We start from the raw sequence: 20569 nt of genomic DNA on the forward strand, positions 1-20569 counted from the left end.
AATCAGTCAAACGGTCTTGTTCCAAGGTTTGTGAGAGCCAATACTGTTTACTTCCTCTGTGCGATCGCAACTAGGATGGGGGATTTGGATTACCGCCTTGCTGTCTCAATAGATAGTCCAAAACTCGGTCAATTCGGTCCAAGGCAGCACCCGTGGTGAGTTGAAACTCCTGAAACTGAGATTTTTGTTCCTCAAAGTTTCGGTCAAGCTTTAGCATGAGTGCTTCTAATCGCTCAGTTCGTGCCTTTGTTTCCTCTATCTCACTGCCTGTCTTTGTAAATAGGCGTTGCGTGTGAGTGATAAAACTATCAATCTTATCAGAAAGTTGGTTAACTTTTCCCCCTACCTGGTCAAGACGTGCCCCTAGTTGATCAAGGTAAGATTGGGTACGGTCTTGTTTTATGGTCAACTGGTCAAGGTGAAATTGGGTACGGTCTTGTTTTATAGTCAACTCATCAAGGTGAGATTGGCTACGGTCTTGTTTTATGGTCAACTGGTCAACCTTGCCCCCTATCTGGTCAAGGTGAGATTGGGTAAGGTCTTGTTTTATAGTCAACTCATCAAGGTGAGATTGGGTAAGGTCTTGTTTTATGGTCAACTCATTAAGCCGCCTGCTTGCTGATTCTCCGTAGCTAGCAGTAGACACTAGCAATCGCTTAACAGTTTCGAGTTCATCTTCTACATGCTCTAGTCGCTGTGCGTTGATCATGCTGTTTTGTCTTGGCTGGCTTTTTTATCTTCTGCGATTACTTGAGTGACAATAACTTTTGTTAGTTATGGGACGCTTAAAAATTCTCTTGCCGCCCATCGTTCTAAGTACTGCCACTCTTGTTCATTTTCTATCAAGTCGGCACTAATTCACCAGGACGCAACTTCGACCACTTACCTGTTTCCCGCTTAAAGCTCAGACAACCAACAACATCCCATTCCATTTCAATTACATCATCTTTAGTCCGAATGTTGACATTGATAGAAGGTTCATTTGGATCAAAATTTGGTGTTTCAGTCAAGTGAGGCTGTTGGTGCTGCCCTTCTACGGCATGATAGGTAACACAGCTGTCTACATAGTGGCAATTCACGCAAATACACATAATAGAACCAACTCCAGGGGCCTTTATTGTTAATCTAACTTAAGCCCAACTGTTATTCATGAGTTGCTGGGTTGATTTTTATTACAATGCATGAATCAATTCCTTCTACCCTAGCTCCCGAAAATTGGCCTTTTAGTTTGGAATTTCTGCCACAACCCGCTTACATGGTAGGTGGCGCTGTCCGAGATGCAATCCTTGGCAGAACTCGCGAATATCTGGATCTAGATTTTGTTATACCATCCAAGGCGGTAAAGGTAGCGAGAGCGATCGCTCATCATTACAAAGCTGGTTTTGTGTTACTCGATGCAAAACGACAAATTGCGCGTGTGGTTTTTCCCCACGCTACAGCTGACTTTGCCCAACAGGAAGGAGATAGTTTAGAAGTTGATTTGCACAGACGAGACTTTACAGTAAATGCGATCGCTTATAATCCCCATACGCAAGAAATTATCGATCCTCTGCAAGGTTATGTAGACTTACAACAGGGCATTTTGCGAATGGTATCATCCGCGAACCTAGAAGATGATCCTTTGCGGTTAATGCGAGGTTATCGCCAAGCCGCCCAACTAGGTTTTACTATTGAGCCAGTTACCCAAGCCGCAATTCGTTCTTTGGCATCACATCTTGGCAAAGTTGCAGCCGAAAGAGTTAGGGTAGAAATTGGCTATCTACTCAGCAATTCTCAGGGTACTCCTTGGATTACAAAGGCTTGGGAAGATGGTTTACTTGCCCTTTTCTTCAAAAATGCCACCCGTGAAAGCTTGCTCAAACTAGCAGCAGTTGACACAGCCGCCGCCTTACTCACACAAAAGTGGCAACAACTAGGGATACAACTGCAAGAATATGTCCGCGATAGTATTAAAACTACTTGGCTAGGTATTGCCAAACTTGCTTGTCTTGTCAACCCAAATCCAGTATTAGCAGAAATAGAGCTACAGGAACTAACTTATAGTCGTGCCGAAATCCGAGGTGTAACTACTGCTCTGAAACTGTTACCGCAATTTCAAGTAGTTGATATGTCCTTGCGGGAACAATACTTTTTGTTTCATGACGCAGATATTGTGTTCCCCGCTACGGCAGTGCTAGCTGTAGCAATTAATAATTTGGTAGAGGCAATATCTGGTGACAAGCCACTACACACAGCAGTGGAAACTAAGGCAATGAGCTACCAAGTCTTAGCACCTTTGATCAACCGCTACCTCAACCCTGATGATGCGATCGCTCATCCCACTCCACTAGTAAGCGGGAAGGAGTTGATTATAGCATTAGATATTCCAGCTTCGCCAGTCATCGGTCAACTGTTAACAGAAATTGGCGTAGCACAAGCTGAGGGGAAACTTTCAACACCAACAGAGGCGATCGCTTATGCACGTCAGTTAATTGATGGTTAAATATACTTAATTAATTTATGGTAATGTAACAAAGGCGATGCCTACGCAATTTTAGCACTCCTGGCTAAGGCTGGTAAATCTGCAACTTCAAGTACTTTAAGTATCCCCTACTTACTAGAAAATACCGATCTTTATAGTCAATCCTTGCAATTACATACATCATTTATGCTACTATTTGCTTGATATTATGACTGCTTTGCTATGTTATTTCCTAAAATTTAGCGCCGATGGATAACAGAATGAAGTATACACTAACCTATTGATTTTTATGCCTTAGTTGGTCGTCTGAAGATACTGTCGTATATTGAATTAAACATTTACTAGAAACAAAGACTTTCAGGTTTTCCTGCTGGGTAGAATTTTTATGCCTAGCTTTTCTTGGACAGGACTAACTGCTTATGAATGGACAGCCTTTAATTTTGGTTGTAGAACAGAGTTTACATGATTTAGAGTTACTTAATTCTCATCTAGGAATATTAAATTTTTCATGTATTTGTACCAAACAAGGGGTGAGGGCTGTGATGTTAGCACAAACTCATCAACCAGATTTAATCCTGCTAGATATGAAGCTATCTAATTTGAGTGCGAACCAAGTCATTGACGATCTCAAACATGACTCAAAAACTGCTACCATTCCAATCATTGCAGTCACACCTCTAACAACGGTACAAGATGATCGCTCCACGATACTCACGGCATTTGATGATTGCATTACTAAACCCTATGATTTTAATCAATTAGAAGTGGTAATCAGTCGCCACATCAGTCAGCTAAATTCCTAACATTTATCTTGGGAATAGATTCGGGATTACGAAATTCAGGTAATTCCTTGAGAATTACAACAATCCCAGTACGATCTGTTATTAAATTTGTGTTTGTCATCAGGTAGAGAACAGGTTGACCAATAATTTCCTCAATTAAATTTTTTAAATCTGGTTTAATTATTTTGTCTAAATATAATCGTACTTGTTCAGCTAAAGGATCATAACCTCCTTTCAGTAAAGTTTGTTCAGCTTGGGTAACAGAGTTTTCTATAGAAATTACGATTTCAGTATCAAAAAAATGACAAATGATTTTGCTAGGAGATTTCCCTAGTTTATCATTATATAAATTTATGATTCGCTGTGATATTTCTGTTTCTAATTGTCCGATAGTCGGTTGTAGCATTAGTACCTACTATGTAAATTTATCGTTCTAAGCGGGGAATTGAAGTATCCAATATTATAGTAGATTATTATGGAATAGCTGAGAAAATTAATGACTATTTTATATGAAGTTAGTGTATCAATGTGATGTATTTAGTATGCATTTATTTAAGAATATTTCCAAATTGGATGAAGTAAAATTTATTAACTAATGATTTGTGCAGTATTAGGTTAATAACTGGATTTGATCGTCATTTTGTCATGGGTAATCAGCTTATTTTGTGCTACATACATAAGCTTAGGTGTAGCCCGCCGTGCCTGTATCTCACAACCCAGCACTTAATCCATGTTCATTCAAATGGTCATCAATGACAGAAGCATACAGTGCCACATCAGAATGTAATGTACATTACAAGACTCTCTATAGCTTCCGGTGCAGCGAGTAAGCAGATAAATTTAGGTTCTAATAAAGAGTATGTTAGCCACTAAGACAATTTGTGAAAAACCAATACAACATATTCGGCATTAATTCTTAGAAGCCCATATCTTCCACTCTGGTGACACATTCTTTACGGGCAAAGCAACTGTGATTCTGCAATGTCAAAGCACTTAGTAATTCCTGGTAAATACCAAACTGGCTCAACTGCGGCTTTGGTGATAACCAAATTACCGCCTGGTTTCATAATCTTGCCATCTACCTGCAAACAACCTTTGTCTACTGCAAGATGCAGTTCTGGCATATTGATGTCGCCAAAAGGATCTGTTACCTACTTCTAGTCAGTTTTTATTTTTATGACTCTAAATATCTAGTGTGGTATTAGTCGTATTGTTGAATACAATAAATCACACAGGAATTTCATAATCAGCGATTAATCACGGCTAATTTAAAGATGACTTTAAAAATGATTTAATCGATATATTTTGTGAGAAAGTTAATACAAAGGTATATTCACTGATCTCAAATTCATGGATTCTTTATTTATCAATTCCTTACTTGAAGAGTTGAAAAACCCGGATGCCACAGTGCGCGACAAGGCAACCAGAAAAATATGGCGGATCTGGTTTCAGCAAAAGGGAATCTATGGGCTGGAAATAATTGACCGCAGTCAAAAGTTACTGGATGCAGGTGAAATTGCTGAAGCTGAAACAGCGCTGACAACATTAATTAAAGACCAGCCAGATTTTGCCGAAGCTTGGAATCGTCGAGCTTTCCTCTATTACAGTATTGGCGATTATCAAAAATCTCTGGCAGATTGTCAAATGGTTGTACAGATAAATCCAATACATTTTGGGGCGCTTCATGGTATGGGCTTATGTTATGCAGCAATAGGAGAGTATGGTCAAGCTATCCGAGCTTTTCAACGTGCTTTAGAAATTCAGCCCTATTCGCTAGTGAATCAAAAGTTGATTCTAGAATGTACATTTAGATTCAGCTACAACGGCAGATAGGAGAGAGCATCATACTGTTTTATGAATCCGTTATCATCCTCATCAACAACAATTCATCGCCTTAGTCGCCATAATTTTATTCAATACGCTTCTATCTGAATTAATAGCAGCGTCATTGCTGCTTGTACTAACAGTAACCAACCGTCAACTAGCAATTCTCGGTTGAATAAAGCTAACCTTAGTACAAACTAGATAGCACAAGCGGAACATGGTGGATTTTACTAAGCAATGTCTACGATGGTCACTGTGCCATTCGCGCAGCGTCTCGTAGAGAAGTGCGGGCTGCGCCTACGCCACTGGTATTTACAAAGACTATAGTTTAGATGTAACTATCAAAATGAGTGGTCTCTAGGTTCTCAGTGGTACTCAATTGTTGATGGGGGTACGGTAGATTTCTTTATGATTTATGGCATAGATGCCGTGAATGTCATAGCCACAGTTACAGCAATTTTCAAGAAAGACCCCTGGTGTCTTATTGCACATCCCAACTCAGCAATTAAAATTCTTGCCGATCTTAAAGGCAAACCAATTTATGTCTCTGCTTCTGCTAAGATTATCTATTGACCATTACTCAAAGCAAAGTATGGTTTTAGCGAAGATCAAAAAGCAATTTATGAATAAAGGGGTAGGCTATTACAAGAAGTAAGCTTTCAAAGTAGAGTATCCAATTCAGTCTCAACATCTGAGTTTATTTCTACTTCAACACTCTCAACAGCTTGGCGCAATGCTAAAAAAGCCTCCTTTAAGGGTTGACTAACTGCACTGTCGGGTTCTGCAAGCACAAGCTTTTGATATTCTTCCACAAATTGCATCCGTAAGCGATGAAACAAGTGCAAAAAATGCCGTAAAAAACCAAGACAATCAAGTACTACAATTTCTATACCTCCTGTCCTTTCATACATACTAGCAGCATAGTCTTCTACATCTTTATCTATACTTTCAGTAGTTATAAATATGTAATTATCAATTTTATATCCAGTTTGTTCTACTCTTAGTGTAATTTTTTGAAGGGCATTATTGATGTCATTTATAGTAATACGTTTCATTTTCATCTCATAGCTAGTTACTAAATTGTTACTATTTATGAGCCTGATTTCAATATCACCTAAAGAACCAGTTTGTTTATCAGCGGCATTGTGACTTTCAAGCGGTAAACCTCGTTCTCCTAAATGTTCTGAGGCTGATTGATAAGCAGCAGCTACAATAAGCACTGGTAAACGACTTGCTCTCGGACAATCCAAATGCTGTCTAATAAGTTTTACAATTGCTTCAGCAGAAAGAGGAATTGCCTGATCATCTAAAGTATTTAAATTAGCAATAAGACTTTGAATTCGTTGAGCCTTCTCTTTTTTAAGAATCAAAAGCCATTTTATAGTTTCTACAAGCAGGTCTTCTGTTGCTACACGCTCTGTAAAAACATCGTCAAATAGTTGAATAACAGTCTCGTATAATATTATAGGTTTTCCTATCAACTTAGCATCTAAAGTTAAAGGTATTGCTTTAGTACGAAGTGCGGGTGTCAGAAAAGCAGTTGTTGGATTACATACATCTTGTAAGTTACGTTCATTAATAAAAAATGCTATATATGATTCATCATAAAAACGACCTGAGTAAGAATCTTTTGTGCCAATTTCAGTGAACGGTTTACGAATATCTAGATGAGGTTGATAAATTTTCGCTAATAAGCAAGCTAATAAAAGCCTTATGCCAGCCTTATTTTGAGGGTGTCTACATACAAATTCGACTCTATCAACAATTTCTGGAGCAATTATTATTGAATCGCCCGTTCTAATGGATTCAGATGCTCTATGAAAAGCTGAATTAAGAATCTCTGGAGGCATTGACATAATAGCTTTTTTAAACTTTTTGGACTTACTTTGAGATATTTGTACAGTTTGATATTCTAGGTCATAGTTTGTCCAGAGAACTTCTGTGCGTAACTTTTTAACAGAGTGACACGACTTTGACGGTGCTGGAATACGTCGCCAGTCACCATATAGTTCTTCCATCAGGGTACAGTCGTATCCTGAGATAGCAACTTTAGCACTAACATTGTGAAGGACATAAGCTAGTTTATAATGTTCTTCATCTGTCATCTCATACCCATAAGCATTGCTGTCTCCACGGGAATCATGTGGATAAGGAGGGTCACAGTAAAAGAGTGTTTCTTCGCTGTCATATCTTTGAATAACTTCAATTGCTGGACAGTTTTCTAGTTGAACTCGCTGAAATCTTTGAACTATTTTAGAAAGGTCATCTATACTTCCTAACCATCTTGAGACAGCCCCAGCCATACCTGCACGACTTGTTAACAAACAATGTGCCCATCTACCGTAACTTGCTGTCTGAGCTAATCCTGTTCTGACTTGTCTAGCTCGAACAAAAAATCGTCTAGCTCTCTCTAAATTAGATAACTCTTGAGTGGGTAGAGAAATGGCAAGTTCAAACTCACGTCTTGAGAAAGGAGTGAAAGTAATAGCTCTGATGAGTTCATTTTTCTCGTCCCTTAGTACACGAAAAAAGTTAACTAGTTCGCCATCAATATCATTATAAGTTTCTACAGGTGATGGCTCTTTGTTGATCAAAACTGCTGCTGAACCTCCAAAAGGCTCACAGTAATGAGTCGTTGTTGACAAGAGTGGTAGAAGCCAGTCAAGATGACTGTATTTCCCTCCATACCAACCGAATGCTATCAGTTTACTCATAAGTTTGCTATTTTATCTAACCCTCTAATGTAACACCAAGTTGTTCAGTTAACCTCAAATCGATACCACTCAGATTTGCATTACTAGTGTTTCTAAGGAATATTAAAATTTTATTAGTAATTTAATTGTTACGTACAGTTTTCACAGTACAAAACTTCACCAAACTATCCTAATTTCTCCTACACCCAAGCACGAAAAACTTTCAACAAAGCAATTTACCCAATTCTTTTACTCTGTTAAGCTAAAGGTTTTTCTAACTATATATAAATTAAAGTCACTATATGACACTTTAGTTGCTCCTCTAAAAAAGCCAAATAATTAAATTGTGCCAATTATTAGCAAGTTATGTTGCTGATAATCGGCACAATTAGGATCTGAATATTTTGTAACTTTAAGCAAGGAAACCCGCAAAAAATTCCAGGGTTTCTTTCAGTGCTTTGATGAAAATATCAATTTCTTCGCGGGTGTTGTAGAAAGATAGACTTGCTCGTGCGGTTGCAGCAAGACCTAAGTAGCGGTGTAATGGTTGAGTACAGTGGTGTCCAGAACGGATAGCAACGCCTTCTTGATCTAATAATGTAGATAAGTCGTTGGCGTGCACTTCCCCGGCTGTAAATGACGCAAGAGCGGCTCTACCTTCCCCTTTAGCATTTGGTTTGGGGCCGTAAATCCGTATTTGGGGAATTTGCTCTAATTGTTGGAACAAATAAGCTGTTAATTCTGCTTCGTAGGCGTGGATTTTATCCATGCCAATACTGCTAAGATAATCGATCGCAGCACCAAGTGCGATCGCTTCTCCAATTGCAGGTGTACCAGCTTCAAATTTATGCGGTAATTCTGCATAGGTGGAATGGTCTAAATATACCTCTGCAATCATCTCACCACCACCAAAAAATGGTGGCATTGATTCCAACAATTCCAACTTGCCATACAAAAATCCTATCCCAGTTGGAGCGCACATTTTGTGACCAGAAGCTACCAACCAATCACAATCTATTTTCTGTACATCAATCGGGAAGTGGGGAACACTTTGGCAAGCATCAACTAAGAATTTAGCTCCGTATTGGTGAGCGATCGCACCAATTTCTTCCACTGGGTTAATGCAACCCAAAGCATTAGAAATATGCACCACCGACACCAACTTTGTTTTATCGGAAATCAGCTTTTTAAACTGTGACAAATCAAAAGTTTCTTCTGGTGTCAGTTCCACGAACTTCAGTACTGCACCCGTTTTTTGTGCTACCAATTGCCAAGGCACAATATTACTGTGGTGTTCCATCACCGACAGAATAATTTCATCCCCAAGCTGCAAATTATTCATTCCCCAGCTATAGGCTACTAAGTTAATCGCTTCGCTTGCGTTTCGGGTGTAGACGATTTCTTGACGGGATGCAGCATTAATGAATTTGGCAACTTTATCTCGCGCACCTTCATAAGCATCAGTAGCTTTAGCGCTCAGGGAATGGGCACCTCGATGCACGTTAGCATTATAGTGTTCGTAATAATCCCGTAGGGTATTTAACACCAACAAAGGCTTTTGCGATGTTGCAGCATTATCGAGATAAACCAGGGGTTTGCCGTTGACTTCCTGATGCAATATCGGGAAGTCAGCGCGAACTTGATCAGCAAGGGTTTTGGTAGAGGTGAAAGTCATTGGTAGATTAGTTATTAGTCATTAGTCATTAGTCATTAGTCATTAGTCAGAGACTTAAGATTATTGACTGTGTTTAACAGGATTTCTCGCAGAGAAGGAACTGGTATTTGGTTGATAACTTCAGCAGCGAAGGCGTTAATTAATAACTTCCGAGCATCGTTTTCATCAATTCCCCGACTTTGCAGATAAAATATTTCATCATCTTCCAATTGGCTAACGGTAGCACCGTGGGCGCACTTTACATTATCCGCCGTAATTTCCAATTGGGGTTTGGTATCAACTCTGGCTTTAGATGATAGCAGTAAATTGCGATTCAACTGGGCTGCATTTGTCAACTGCGCTGGTTTGGGTACAAAAACTTTACCATTGAACACCGCATGAGCGCGATCGCCTACAATACATTTATGCAATTGGTCACTTGTACCGTGGGGATAGTTGAGTGCGATCGCACTGTGAGTATCCGCCAACTGTTTACCAGAAATTATCGTCAAACCATTGAGAGAAGTTTGTGTCTGCTCACCAGTTTGCAAAATCTCCAAATTGTGCCGCGATAACTTCGCACCTAAAGTTATGGCATGACAAGTATATCGACTATCACGAGCTTGTGCGATCGCAGTTTTCCCAATATGAAAAGCCTCTGCACCTTCTTGCTCAACCCTAGTGTGGCTCACCTCGGCATTGTCACCCACCCAAACTTCTGTAACCGCGTTGGTAAGATAGACTCCTTTCTCTGCGCCTCTGCGGTTCGTATACTCCTCAACCAACGTCACCTGCGAACCAGCTTCCGCCACCACCAAACAACGCGGCTGCGAAATCGTCGCCGTCTCCCCCCCAACCGAAATAAACACCAAATGAATTGGCGTTTCAACTACCACATTCTTCTTCACCCACACCACAGCTGCATCAGTTATCCCAGCCGTATTGAGAGCAGTAAAAACCTCCTGCGCTCCCTCAGCTTGAGCTAAATACTGCTGTACAGCTTGCTGCTCAACCGCAGGTAAGCCAGCCAAATTACTCACCACAATTCCAGATGGCAAATCTGAAACTGCTGATAACTCCGGCGCATAAACGCCATTAACAAATACCAAACGACTATTAGCCGCTTCTGGCAAAATATCAAATTCTAAAGACGCGTAATTTACCGTCTCTACATTAAATTGCAGCTTTCGCAGAGACGACAAATCAGTAAATCGCCATTCTTCCTCGCGGGTGGTGGGAATAGTCGAGTGGCGTACCCAACTAGCAGCACCTTCACGTAATTCCTGTAACCACCCCTCTGTTTTGGGTGCAGTTACCTGATTTAACAATTCCGTTAGATAGGTATCTTTATCTAACAGAGTCGATGTCAAACTGACTAAATTCGAGTTAGGTATTGGACTAGGAGATACTTGAATACTCATTACACACCCACCTCAGCTGCAAACTCTTCCAGCACCCAGTCATAACCACGAGACTCTAATTCTAGTGCCAGTTCCTTACCGCCACTGGTAATAATTCGCCCCTGTGCCATAACATGCACAAAATCAGGCACAATATAATCGAGTAACCGTTGGTAGTGGGTAATCAAAATTGTAGAATTTTCTGGATTTGCCAGTTGATTTACCCCATTCGCCACAATTCGGAGCGCGTCAATATCCAAACCCGAATCTGTTTCATCCAAAATTCCCAACTTTGGTTCCAGCAGCGCCATTTGCAGAATTTCATTCCGCTTCTTCTCACCACCAGAAAACCCTTCATTCAAACTCCGACTGAGAAAACTGGGATTCATCTTCACCACATCCAGCTTTTCCTCAATCAAATCGTCAAAATCAAAAGCGTCTATTTCCTCTAAACCTTGCGCCTTGCGCCGGGAATTGTACGCCACCCGCAAGAAATCCAAATTGCTCACACCAGGAATTTCTAACGGATACTGAAACGCCAAAAATACACCACTTCTTGCGCGTTCTTCCGGTTCCAACTCCAACAGATTTTGCCCTTGAAAAATCACCTCACCGCCAGTCACCTCATACGCCGGATGCCCAGCCAACACCTTAGAAAAGGTACTTTTACCAGAACCATTCGGCCCCATAATCGCATGAATTTCACCCGATCGCACATCAAGATTCACACCTTTAAGAATCGGTGTCCCATCAACATTAGCCGTCAGATTCCTTACTGACAGCACAACTTCACTATTTTCAATAATCATCTTCTCTCTTCTCTCTTTGCGCTCTTGGAGTTTTGGCGGTTTGTTATTCTTCCTAAAGATAAACACAGAACGCTGATGTATCTGTGTTTATCTTTAGTTCCATTTATCCAACACTGCCTTCCAACTTCAAACTCAACAACTTATCAGCTTCCACAGCAAACTCCATCGGTAGCTGATTAAAAACATCCTTACAGAAGCCGCTAATCATCATCGAAATAGCATCTTCAGAAGAAATACCCCGTTGAGCGAAGTAAAATAACTGATCTTCCCCAATCTTAGAAGTAGAAGCTTCATGCTCCACCTTCGCACCGTTATTTTGCACCTGAATATAAGGGAAAGTATTCGCATGGGCATTATCCCCAATCAGCATTGAGTCACACTGAGAATAATTTCTCGCCCCTTTCGCCGTCGGGTTAACTTTCACCAAACCCCGATAGCTATTACTGGATTTACCTGCGGAGATTCCTTTAGAAATAATTGTGCTACGGGTGTTCTTACCTACGTGAATCATCTTACTGCCGGTATCAGCTTGCTGCTGATGATTTGTCAGCGCCACCGAGTAAAATTCACCCACAGAGTTATCACCCACCAAAACACAGCTAGGATATTTCCAAGTAATTGCCGAACCTGTTTCTACTTGAGTCCAGGAAATCTTGGAATTTACGCCCTGACACAAACCGCGCTTGGTAACAAAGTTGTAAATACCGCCTTTACCGTTGGCATCTCCAGCGTACCAGTTTTGGACGGTGGAGTATTTAATTTCGGCGTTGTCGAGGGCGACAAGTTCCACAACGGCGGCGTGTAGCTGGTTGCTGTCATACATCGGTGCGGTGCAACCTTCGAGGTAAGAAACATAACTACCTTCTTCGGCGACAATCAAAGTCCGCTCAAATTGTCCCGTGTCACCAGAGTTGATGCGGAAGTAGGTAGACAGTTCCATTGGGCATTTCACGCCTTTAGGAATGTAGACAAAGGAACCATCGCTAAATACGGCGGCGTTCAAGGCGGCAAAATAGTTATCAGCAATGGGAACAACGCTACCCAAATATTTTTTGATTAGTTCTGGGTGTTCTTGCAACGCTTCGGAAAACGAACAGAAAATAACGCCATCTTCCGCTAGCTTTTCTTTAAATGTAGTAGCGACAGAGACGCTATCGAAAATCGCATCGACGGCGACATTTGCCAGTCGCTTCTGTTCAGATAGGGAAATGCCTAACTTCTCGAAGGTTTCTAAAAGGGTTGGATCAACTTCATCCAAACTGTTTAGTTTTTCTTTCTTACGTTTCGGCGCTGAGTAGTAAATGATATCCTGATAATTGATTGGCGGATACTTGACATTCGGCCAAGTTGGTTCCGTCATTTTTTGCCACTGGCGATAAGCTCTGAGGCGAAAGTCCAGCATGAACTGCGGCTCGTTCTTCTTAGAAGAGATCAAGCGGATAACGTCCTCGTCTAGTCCACGCGGAATAGTGTCGGCTTCAATATCGGTGATAAAGCCGTACTTGTAGGGTTGGTTGACTAAGGTTTTGACAGTGGCACTCATCAGTAATAATCTCTCGTGTTCGGAACTTGAATCTCTATAAGGATGGGAGTCGGACTTTTCTTTAGCCGATTCCCATCTCGCGTTACGGAATGGTTACACGGCTGTTAGAATAGTGGTGGAGACTAAAACAACTTCATTGTTGTTTAACCTATCTTCATTTTACGCTAGATTAACAACAACAATGTTGTCAAAGTCAAATTTTCCAAAAATTTTTTGTGATGTTCGCTGAACGTCTCGCACCAAATGAAGATGGCGACTACCCACCAGTCCTCAACCAAGCAAGATATCCTTGAGTATCTGCACAAACACGAAAAAGCAACGGCTTTGGAGCTAGCTGAAGTTTTAGACGTTACCCCCCAAGCGATTCGTCGCCATCTCAAAGATTTGGAGACGGAAGGGCTAGTTTTGTATTCTACATCAGTGCAGGCTGCGGGTATGGGGCGTCCGCAACACCTTTATGAATTGAGTCGTCAAGGACGCGATCGCTTGCATCGAACAATGAGCGATCGCTTTGGTGATGGCCACGGAAATTTTGCGGTTTCGCTGCTAGACACCTTAGCCGAAACGGTAGGACACGATCAATTTAAATCGATTTTAGAGAAACAGTGGCAGCGCAAAGCCAAAGAATACCGCGATCGCGTCGGTAACGGTTCACTGCGAGAACGTGTAGCCAACTTAGTAGAGTTGAGAAAAGCTGAAGGCTTCATGGCGGAGTATCACCCGGTTGATGTGAATGACTGCTTTGAGAGCGATCGCTTTATCTTAATGGAGCATAACTGCGCCATTTCTAACGTTGCCGAGTCTTTCCCCAGCATTTGTGGTCACGAATTAGAAATGTTTGCAGCCGTCTTACCTGATTGTACCGTAGAACGCACCCACTGGATTATTGATGGCGAACACCGTTGTGGCTATTTGGTACAAATTCGCCAGTAAAATCATCATAGATAAACTCGGTTTACATCTAGCCGTGGTAATGGATAATAGCTGAATAGTAACTACCTATTATCAATAATCAACTAAGTTTGAGATAGCATTTATGGATGTACCACCACAGCAACCATCAGCCCAATTTTTAACTCTGGAAGAGTCAGCAAAAGTAGATGCAGCCTTGTTGTCTTCCCCAGAAAAGTTTTTAACAAGATTGACAATTTCATCACTGAAGCTTTTGAAGCATATTGCCCAAGAATACGGTGTTACTATTGAAGATTTGACAGCGCAGCAAGTAATTGCCTGGTTTGAAAAAGATGGCAAAATTCGACGTGAGCAGGGAATTGAAGGTTCATATCTGAAATGGTGATCTGCGGTAGTAAAATTTTCGTTGCATTTACTTAGAAAAAATAACCATACAAAATATCACGCTTCTAAGAAACATTTCTGTTTTTTAGAAGCGCGATCTTAAGAGATAAAGTATGCTGCTATGCTGCGATACCGTTCAGTTCAGCCCAAGATTATTACTAGAGACGCAAAATTTTGCATCTCTACAGGTTTAAAATCAATACCAAAATTTCTTAACTCAACCGTATTGGAACGAGAACCTTTGTTGCTATTTACTGGTAAATTTACTATATAAAAAACAGTAAAATTTATGCTTTATGTAGAATGTAGAAAAAATATATGAATATCAAGCCCACAGTCTTGACTAAAAATGTTTAAATATTTTTTATTTTATACTAAATTAATACTTTATCAAGCTTTTAAGAGGGTTTTGTAGTAATGACTTTAGTGCTTAAAAAATAAGGACTAAAGTCATTACTACGAGTTTACTTACCTATCAAGTTTTAGCAACAGCAGAATTAATTAGACGCTACAAATGCCAACCTGAAATAATAAACAAAAAACACCTTAATAAAGGTGCCTTTATTTAAAAATAAATAACATTTGATTTTTCAAATAATTATTTAGGATTTAGGCATTGTAATTGTTAGTACGAGGAGTACGAGCACCAGTTACAGCTCCAATCATTGAGGCTATTAAACCCAACAAAGAACCAAACACAAACCACCACAATCCCGAACGTATATTAGCTGCCGTTTCACGAGCTTGTTGGGCACTTATGTTTGCTTGTGGTACATTAACACCACCTTGCTGTTGTACCTGGTTTATGACTTCTCCTGCGTTAGAAGCAGCAACACCAAAAGCACCAGATACTCCACTTGCTAAAAGCCATGAGCTAACTGCCAAAGTCGTTGCCCAAAGAATTGCGCCGTTAAGAAGAGCTGTATTGCGGTTCATCGGGCCACAAGCACGGGCTGTAACCCAACCACCAGTAAATAGGGAAATTAGTAAAGCGATAGTTGACCAAAGCCCCGCATTACCGGCAGCGTTAGGGGCAATTGTTCTAGGTGCACCTGAACCCGCAACTGTGCCTGCCGCAACCGCAGCAATGATAGAACTCAAAATTAATTGTGTAGCCAAAGAAACCAACAAACCAGCAATAATTGGCCCCCAGCGAACACGATCATGATATTCAGCTACTCTACCTGCTACCCCAGTATCAGTAGATATAACGTCATTGCCTGTCCGATTTACGTATGACATCGCTTATGTTCTCCAGTGCTGTTTCAGCAAAGTTCCTGCTCGGGTATATTCATCTTTATGCTTCAAATTAAATAACTAAATGTTCTGTTTTAGTCTCTATCAATAGAAAGATTTAATAGGTCTATCTTTAGCTAGAAAAAAACAAACTTGATTTAATAATTTTTAATATATTTTAGTACTTATTTATGTCTTATTTTCATATAAAAATTCTTAACTTAAAATACAACTATCAGAAAGTAGCTTTAACTATGTATGCAATTAGACTTAATCTAATTAAAACTTTTTAATGATTGTCAAAAGTAAAAATTATCAAAAACTAACGCATCCTCACAGCAGTGCCTGTGGCAGTAATCAGCAAAAGAACTCCTGACTGGTCAAGATTTATTGTGCCAGTATCAATTTCAATCCCAATCACAGCATTTGCTCCTAAACGTTGTGCGCGTTGTTCTAATTCTTCTAATGCCTTGCGTTGACCCTGTTCAAATAGACGCTCATAGCTAGCAGTGCGTCCACCGATAATATCTCGAATACCAGCCAAAAAATCCCGCAAGAAATTGCTGCCGTAGACTACTTCTGCTGTCACAATGCCTAAATATGACTCAATCACGGCTCCTTGAATTACATCAGTGGTAGTTATAATCATAAATTAACCTCGGATATGGGATACATCTTGATATTTATTATTAAAGTATTTTGATAAATGCTTTAATAATTGTAACTCTTATTACAGAATACAGGTTTGATAAACATCCTCTCACACAATTTTAGATTGCACTTTGGGCTTTAGTGTTGTCCTAAACAGATTAATGGAATATTTTACAATTTAAATTTATCTTACCTTTGAATGACCATAAAAGGATGTAAATGCCTGGATGATAACTTCTAAAAGGGTAGTATCAAGGATTAAAAATGTCAAAAAAAATTGGATACAGAGTCAGTAAATTCTGAAATGAAATAAAAATAGGAATAAATGTCAAAGCCTATAAGCTTGCTGCATCAGAATCTAGGTTTAAGTCAGATGCCTGTTGAGTGTTTCCGGGTAACACGTATAACTACTGATGAAAAAAGGTGTTATTTTGCTATAGTACTGGTTTATATGTAGAGTACTTTTACCTGCTCCTCGATCGCTTACACTTCATCCTTCAGTAAAAACTCTGTTATGTACTGCTAAATGTAAAGGAAAGGAAAATGAACTATTAACATCTTAATCAATACGAAGAAATACAGTTTTCAAAAGTCCATATTTTTGTTTTAATGTACAAGAAAAAAGTCCTCTAAAATTTCAGGAAATTTACTGTGTACAAGCCAACATCATTCGTGTTTAGTGTGGTGTTACTAGGATGTTTTACTCTGACCATACCTTCAGTAGCTCAGGCTCAGGTATTAGTGGCGCAAGCCAAAAACCCAGAGTTAAAGCAATTACTGGAGGAAGGACGGAGGTTAGTGAATGCCGGGGATTATGGTGGTGCGATCGCTGTTTATCAGCAAGCAGCTAGTATAGATCCGAAGAATGCTAAAATCCATTCAGGTATTGGGTATTTATACGCTCAACAGGGAAATTACCAGGCAGCATTAACAGCTTATCGTCGGGCGATCGGTATCAACCCTAACAATAGTGATTTTTACTACGCTGTGGGTTACATCAAAGCCAATTTGGGCGACACACGTGGGGCAAAGGAAGGTTATCGTCGTGCCATACAGCTGAACCGTAACAACGTCAACGCCTATTTAGGATTGGCTGTGACCCAATCGCGTATGGGAGACTATTCTGCTGCTACCTGGGCATACCAACAAGCAATCGATTTGGATAAAAACAACGCCCAGACTTATGAGTTGATGGGTTCGATGTATAAACAACGACGACAAGCCAAACAAGCAAACAGCCTGCTTCAGAAAGCCCGTGACTTGTACAAGCGGCGCAATGACTCAGATGGCGTAGAAAGGGTAGAAGCCATGCTAAGGCAGTTAGGAGGATGAGGTTAATCTAACTGGCGTCCCGTTAATTCTACAAAAATATCTTCCAGATTAGAGGGACGCACCATCATTCCGGTTTTATCGGGCTGTTTATTCAAGTAGATATTTGCTGCTTCCAAGGATGGGAAAAACAGATATTCCCAATTACGAGCGCCATCACTTCCCACATTAGATATACCTAATTGTTTCATCACCAAACCTTCACCGTGAGCAGAACGCAGCTGTTGTAAAGTTCCCAAAGAAATCAGCTTACCGCTATCCATAATACCGATGCGTCCTGGCTTGGTAGAACCAAAGGCATCGCACAAAAATTCGACCTCATCCATATAATGGGTCGTCAGTAGCATCGTCATCCCTTGTTTATTTAAATCCCGAATAATTTCCCAGAGGCGTCGCCTGGTCTGGGGGTCTAGTCCTACTGTTGGTTCATCCAAAAACAAAATTTGCGGTTGATGCAATAAAGCTCTCGCAATCTGCAACCGTCGTTTCATACCCCCAGACAGGGTTTTTACCAAATCATCACGTTTTTGTGCTAGCTCAACATACTCTAGCCATTGATTAATCAATTTTTGTCGCTGCGGGTTACTAATGTGATGTAGTCTCCCATGCAGTTCCATATTTTCCCAGACGGTTAAATCGTTATCCACACTGACCTGTTGCAAGACTACGCCAATACTCTGTTTTGCCAACGTTGCTTGGCTTATCACATCATATCCACCTACTTCTATGCGTCCTTGGGACGGTTTCGTGAGTGTAGTCAGCATCCGAATTGTAGTTGATTTACCCGCACCGTTTGGGCCAAGTAGAGCAAATATCTCCCCCGCTTCAATTTGGAATGACAGGTCATTAACTACAGGTACATTGTTGTAAAACTTGTAGACATTTTCTAGAAAGACAGCAGCAGTCACGTCGCTTCGCTCCGAATTAAAAATTAAAAATTAAAAATTAACAAGCTCATAAATAAATTTAGTTGCTCTGTATCCTTTTCTGCTTCGGTCATGGATAAATTTGCTCTTAATAAAGACTACCATTCTAATTACATCAAACTAAATATATTTTATTAACCGTTAGATAACTCAATCTTTACTTGTTGATATAAGAACGTGTGGTAAACACTTATCCTGTAATACTTTAGTTTAAGGTTGCTATTATTTAGTATGAAATTGCATCACCCATTGAAGCTAAATCGGCGTCAGTTTTTGCTACGTTCAGCTATCACAGCCGGTGGAATTATTTCCACAAACCTTGTAGCCAAATCACCAGTTTTTGGCGAAGCACCTGCAATTATCACCTCTGATAAAATGCGTCCTGACATACCTTATGGTGTAGCTAGCGGAGATATATCTAACGATAGCATTGTCATCTGGAGTCGGAGCGATCGCCCCACCAAAATGATCGTAGAATATTCTACCAGCGAATCTTTTAGAAATGTGCAACGAGTTGTCGGGCCTAATGCTTTAAAAAATAGCGACTTTACAGCACGACTTTATCTGAGGAACCTGCCACCAGACCAAAAATTATTTTATCGGGTGATTTTCCAAGATTTAGATTATCAGCGTACTTGCAGCGCTCCTTTTTATGGTACTTTCCGAACTCCCCCCAAATCTGGACGAGATGTATTCTTTGTTTGGGGTGGCGACACCGCCGGTCAAGGATGGGGGATTAATCCTGATTTTGGTGGGATGAAAATTTACGAAACCATGCGCCAACTTCATCCCGACTTTTTTATTCATTCTGGCGACAATATTTATGCTGATGGCCCCATTCAATCAGAAGTGACTTTAGACGACGGCACTATTTGGAAAAACATCACTACACTAGAAAAATCCAAAGTAGCAGAAACTCTCACAGAATTTCGTGGCAACTATATTTACAATTTGCTGGATAAAAACATCAAGCGTTTCAATGCTGAAGTTCCCATATTGGCACAGTGGGACGACCACGAAACAAGAAACAATTGGTATCCTGGGCAAATTATCGTCAACGATGACCGTTATACAGTTAAGGATGTTAACTTGCTAGCCGAAAGAGCAAGACAAGCATTTTTAGAATATTTGCCTATTGGATATGAAAGCAATAATCCAGATAAAGCGAAAATTTATCGCTCTTTCAACTATGGCCCATTATTAGACATTTTCATGTTGGATGAGCGCACCTACCGGGGACCAAACTCCCCTAATAATCAGCCAGTACCAAGTAAAAAAACAGATTTTTTGAGCAGAAAACAAGTGCAATGGTTGAAAAGGCAATTGCTATCATCAAAAGCGACATGGAAAGTTATTGCTAGTGATATGCCTTTGGGGCTGATAGTTCCAGACGGTAGCACAGATTTTGAAGCTTGGGCTAATGGAGATGGTCCAGCATTAGGAAGAGAACTAGAACTTGCCGATTTACTACGATTTATCAAAAACAAGAATATCCAGAATGTTGTTTGGTTAACTGCTGATGTACATTACGCAGCAGCCCACTATTACAACCCCGCCAAAGCTCAGTTTACCGACTTCAAGCCTTTTTGGGAGTTTGTTGCTGGGCCGCTTAACTCTGGCACATTTGGGCCAAACGAATTAGAAAATACTTTTGGGCCACAATTGATATTTCAAAGCATTCCTCCAGGTACAAAAGCAAATCGACCGCCAAGTGAAGGTTTGCAATTCTTTGGAGGAGTTAAAATTGATGGAAATACAAAGGTGATGACGGTAACATTGCGTAACTTGGCTGGGAAGACTGTTTACAGTGTAGATTTACCGCCAGAAAAATAAATCGCCAAAATCATAGTGAGATGTAGCCAGTTAGATAGAGTAATTACGCAATTTTTTACTTTGTCTGCTGGCTTTGTTGTTTTTGGTGAGATTTTGAAGGATGAAAAATTTGTGCGATCGCTATTGGTAGGA

At 40.3% G+C, this 20569-nt stretch carries 19 protein-coding genes and 1 pseudogene; 8 read left to right on the forward strand and 12 right to left on the reverse strand.

Features of this window, described 5'->3' with window-relative positions; translation table 11 throughout:
• Positions 1 to 70: 70 nt before the first annotated feature.
• Positions 71 to 709: a 6-aminohexanoate hydrolase gene (locus HWQ40_RS22965; RefSeq protein WP_292782232.1), complete on the reverse strand. Its 639-nt coding sequence runs from the start codon at positions 707 to 709 to the stop codon at positions 71 to 73.
• 133 nt (positions 710 to 842) lie between these two features.
• The gene (locus HWQ40_RS22970) at positions 843 to 1091 is read right to left on the reverse strand and encodes a Ycf34 family protein (protein ID WP_118167283.1); all 249 of its coding nucleotides are present in this window, start codon (positions 1089 to 1091) and stop codon (positions 843 to 845) included.
• 86 nt (positions 1092 to 1177) lie between these two features.
• Between HWQ40_RS22970 and HWQ40_RS22975 the strand changes: the two genes are divergently transcribed.
• Both HWQ40_RS22975 and HWQ40_RS22980 read left to right on the forward strand, forming a co-directional pair.
• The gene (locus tag HWQ40_RS22975) at positions 1178 to 2482 is read left to right on the forward strand and encodes a CCA tRNA nucleotidyltransferase (protein WP_292782235.1); all 1305 of its coding nucleotides are present in this window, start codon (positions 1178 to 1180) and stop codon (positions 2480 to 2482) included.
• A gap of 398 nt (positions 2483 to 2880) precedes the next feature.
• The gene (locus HWQ40_RS22980) at positions 2881 to 3264 is read left to right on the forward strand and encodes a response regulator (RefSeq protein WP_292782238.1); all 384 of its coding nucleotides are present in this window, start codon (positions 2881 to 2883) and stop codon (positions 3262 to 3264) included.
• Here the strand turns inward: HWQ40_RS22980 and HWQ40_RS22985 are convergent.
• On the reverse strand, positions 3245 to 3649 hold the full coding sequence (locus HWQ40_RS22985; RefSeq protein WP_292782241.1) for a DUF2294 domain-containing protein: 405 nt from the start codon (positions 3647 to 3649) through the stop codon (positions 3245 to 3247). The genes HWQ40_RS22980 and HWQ40_RS22985 overlap by 20 nt on opposite strands.
• Before the next feature lie 559 nt (positions 3650 to 4208).
• Positions 4209 to 4373, reverse strand: a pseudogene (locus tag HWQ40_RS22990) (hypothetical protein); the annotation flags it as partial.
• A gap of 220 nt (positions 4374 to 4593) precedes the next feature.
• Between HWQ40_RS22990 and HWQ40_RS22995 the strand changes: the two are divergent.
• Positions 4594 to 5076, forward strand: a complete 483-nt coding sequence (locus tag HWQ40_RS22995; RefSeq protein WP_292782243.1) for a tetratricopeptide repeat protein — start codon at positions 4594 to 4596, stop codon at positions 5074 to 5076.
• Between the two features lie 399 nt (positions 5077 to 5475).
• Complete coding sequence (locus HWQ40_RS23000) at positions 5476 to 5640, forward strand: hypothetical protein (protein WP_292782246.1); 165 nt, start codon at positions 5476 to 5478, stop codon at positions 5638 to 5640.
• 86 nt (positions 5641 to 5726) lie between these two features.
• Here HWQ40_RS23000 and HWQ40_RS23005 read toward each other — a convergent pair whose 3' ends face one another.
• The 5 genes from HWQ40_RS23005 to sufB form a co-directional block, all read right to left on the reverse strand.
• Positions 5727 to 7781, reverse strand: a complete 2055-nt coding sequence (locus tag HWQ40_RS23005; protein ID WP_292782249.1) for a DNA adenine methylase — start codon at positions 7779 to 7781, stop codon at positions 5727 to 5729.
• 391 nt (positions 7782 to 8172) lie between these two features.
• Complete coding sequence (locus tag HWQ40_RS23010) at positions 8173 to 9435, reverse strand: cysteine desulfurase (protein ID WP_292782251.1); 1263 nt, start codon at positions 9433 to 9435, stop codon at positions 8173 to 8175.
• 35 nt (positions 9436 to 9470) lie between these two features.
• On the reverse strand, positions 9471 to 10835 hold the full coding sequence (gene sufD, locus HWQ40_RS23015; RefSeq protein ID WP_292782254.1) for a Fe-S cluster assembly protein SufD: 1365 nt from the start codon (positions 10833 to 10835) through the stop codon (positions 9471 to 9473).
• Positions 10835 to 11623, reverse strand: coding sequence for a Fe-S cluster assembly ATPase SufC (sufC, locus tag HWQ40_RS23020; protein WP_292782256.1), 789 nt, complete (start codon positions 11621 to 11623; stop codon positions 10835 to 10837). The genes sufD and sufC overlap by 1 nt, the downstream gene beginning before the upstream one ends.
• A 103-nt stretch (positions 11624 to 11726) precedes the next feature.
• Entirely contained in the window at positions 11727 to 13166 is a 1440-nt protein-coding gene (sufB, locus tag HWQ40_RS23025) for a Fe-S cluster assembly protein SufB (RefSeq protein ID WP_292782258.1), read from the reverse strand.
• A gap of 249 nt (positions 13167 to 13415) precedes the next feature.
• Here sufB and sufR point away from each other — a divergent pair, with 249 nt between their 5' ends.
• Together sufR and HWQ40_RS23035 are read left to right on the forward strand one after the other, a co-directional pair.
• The gene (gene sufR / locus HWQ40_RS23030; protein ID WP_292782261.1) at positions 13416 to 14099 is read left to right on the forward strand and encodes an iron-sulfur cluster biosynthesis transcriptional regulator SufR; all 684 of its coding nucleotides are present in this window, start codon (positions 13416 to 13418) and stop codon (positions 14097 to 14099) included.
• Between the two features lie 103 nt (positions 14100 to 14202).
• Positions 14203 to 14463 (forward strand): hypothetical protein, encoded by a 261-nt coding sequence (locus HWQ40_RS23035; protein WP_292782264.1) that lies wholly within the window; start codon positions 14203 to 14205, stop codon positions 14461 to 14463.
• A gap of 608 nt (positions 14464 to 15071) precedes the next feature.
• On the opposite strand, the gene HWQ40_RS23040 is transcribed toward HWQ40_RS23035, so the two are convergent.
• Both HWQ40_RS23040 and HWQ40_RS23045 read right to left on the reverse strand, forming a co-directional pair.
• Complete coding sequence (locus HWQ40_RS23040; RefSeq protein WP_292782267.1) at positions 15072 to 15704, reverse strand: hypothetical protein; 633 nt, start codon at positions 15702 to 15704, stop codon at positions 15072 to 15074.
• Between the two features lie 316 nt (positions 15705 to 16020).
• On the reverse strand, positions 16021 to 16347 hold the full coding sequence (locus tag HWQ40_RS23045) for a YbjQ family protein (protein WP_094327544.1): 327 nt from the start codon (positions 16345 to 16347) through the stop codon (positions 16021 to 16023).
• Between the two features lie 653 nt (positions 16348 to 17000).
• Here HWQ40_RS23045 and HWQ40_RS23050 point away from each other — a divergent pair.
• The gene (locus HWQ40_RS23050; protein ID WP_292782270.1) at positions 17001 to 17681 is read left to right on the forward strand and encodes a tetratricopeptide repeat protein; all 681 of its coding nucleotides are present in this window, start codon (positions 17001 to 17003) and stop codon (positions 17679 to 17681) included.
• A gap of 2 nt (positions 17682 to 17683) precedes the next feature.
• On the opposite strand, the gene HWQ40_RS23055 is transcribed toward HWQ40_RS23050, so the two are convergent.
• Positions 17684 to 18586: an ABC transporter ATP-binding protein gene (locus HWQ40_RS23055; RefSeq protein WP_292782273.1), complete on the reverse strand. Its 903-nt coding sequence runs from the start codon at positions 18584 to 18586 to the stop codon at positions 17684 to 17686.
• A 249-nt stretch (positions 18587 to 18835) separates the two neighbouring features.
• Here HWQ40_RS23055 and HWQ40_RS23060 point away from each other — a divergent pair, with 249 nt between their 5' ends.
• Positions 18836 to 20437, forward strand: a complete 1602-nt coding sequence (locus HWQ40_RS23060) for an alkaline phosphatase (RefSeq protein ID WP_292782275.1) — start codon at positions 18836 to 18838, stop codon at positions 20435 to 20437.
• Positions 20438 to 20569 lie beyond the last annotated feature (132 nt).

The organism is Nostoc sp. NMS9 (assembly GCF_017114995.1).
Taxonomy (GTDB): Bacteria; Cyanobacteriota; Cyanobacteriia; order Cyanobacteriales; family Nostocaceae; genus Nostoc.

Excerpts from the sequence above, each read along its gene's own strand:
- HWQ40_RS22965 (WP_292782232.1), bottom strand. The coding sequence starts at position 709 with ATGATCAACGCACAGCGACTAGAGCATGTAGAAGATGAACTCGAAACT.
- HWQ40_RS22970 (WP_118167283.1), bottom strand. The coding sequence starts at position 1,091 with ATGTGTATTTGCGTGAATTGCCACTATGTAGACAGCTGTGTTACCTAT.
- HWQ40_RS22975 (WP_292782235.1), top strand. The coding sequence starts at position 1,178 with ATGCATGAATCAATTCCTTCTACCCTAGCTCCCGAAAATTGGCCTTTT.
- HWQ40_RS22980 (WP_292782238.1), top strand. The coding sequence starts at position 2,881 with ATGAATGGACAGCCTTTAATTTTGGTTGTAGAACAGAGTTTACATGAT.
- HWQ40_RS22985 (WP_292782241.1), bottom strand. The coding sequence starts at position 3,649 with ATGCTACAACCGACTATCGGACAATTAGAAACAGAAATATCACAGCGA.
- HWQ40_RS22995 (WP_292782243.1), top strand. The coding sequence starts at position 4,594 with ATGGATTCTTTATTTATCAATTCCTTACTTGAAGAGTTGAAAAACCCG.
- HWQ40_RS23000 (WP_292782246.1), top strand. The coding sequence starts at position 5,476 with ATGATTTATGGCATAGATGCCGTGAATGTCATAGCCACAGTTACAGCA.
- HWQ40_RS23005 (WP_292782249.1), bottom strand. The coding sequence starts at position 7,781 with ATGAGTAAACTGATAGCATTCGGTTGGTATGGAGGGAAATACAGTCAT.
- HWQ40_RS23010 (WP_292782251.1), bottom strand. The coding sequence starts at position 9,435 with ATGACTTTCACCTCTACCAAAACCCTTGCTGATCAAGTTCGCGCTGAC.
- sufD (WP_292782254.1), bottom strand. The coding sequence starts at position 10,835 with ATGAGTATTCAAGTATCTCCTAGTCCAATACCTAACTCGAATTTAGTC.
- sufC (WP_292782256.1), bottom strand. The coding sequence starts at position 11,623 with ATGATTATTGAAAATAGTGAAGTTGTGCTGTCAGTAAGGAATCTGACG.
- sufB (WP_292782258.1), bottom strand. The coding sequence starts at position 13,166 with ATGAGTGCCACTGTCAAAACCTTAGTCAACCAACCCTACAAGTACGGC.
- sufR (WP_292782261.1), top strand. The coding sequence starts at position 13,416 with ATGGCGACTACCCACCAGTCCTCAACCAAGCAAGATATCCTTGAGTAT.
- HWQ40_RS23035 (WP_292782264.1), top strand. The coding sequence starts at position 14,203 with ATGGATGTACCACCACAGCAACCATCAGCCCAATTTTTAACTCTGGAA.
- HWQ40_RS23040 (WP_292782267.1), bottom strand. The coding sequence starts at position 15,704 with ATGTCATACGTAAATCGGACAGGCAATGACGTTATATCTACTGATACT.
- HWQ40_RS23045 (WP_094327544.1), bottom strand. The coding sequence starts at position 16,347 with ATGATTATAACTACCACTGATGTAATTCAAGGAGCCGTGATTGAGTCA.
- HWQ40_RS23060 (WP_292782275.1), top strand. The coding sequence starts at position 18,836 with ATGAAATTGCATCACCCATTGAAGCTAAATCGGCGTCAGTTTTTGCTA.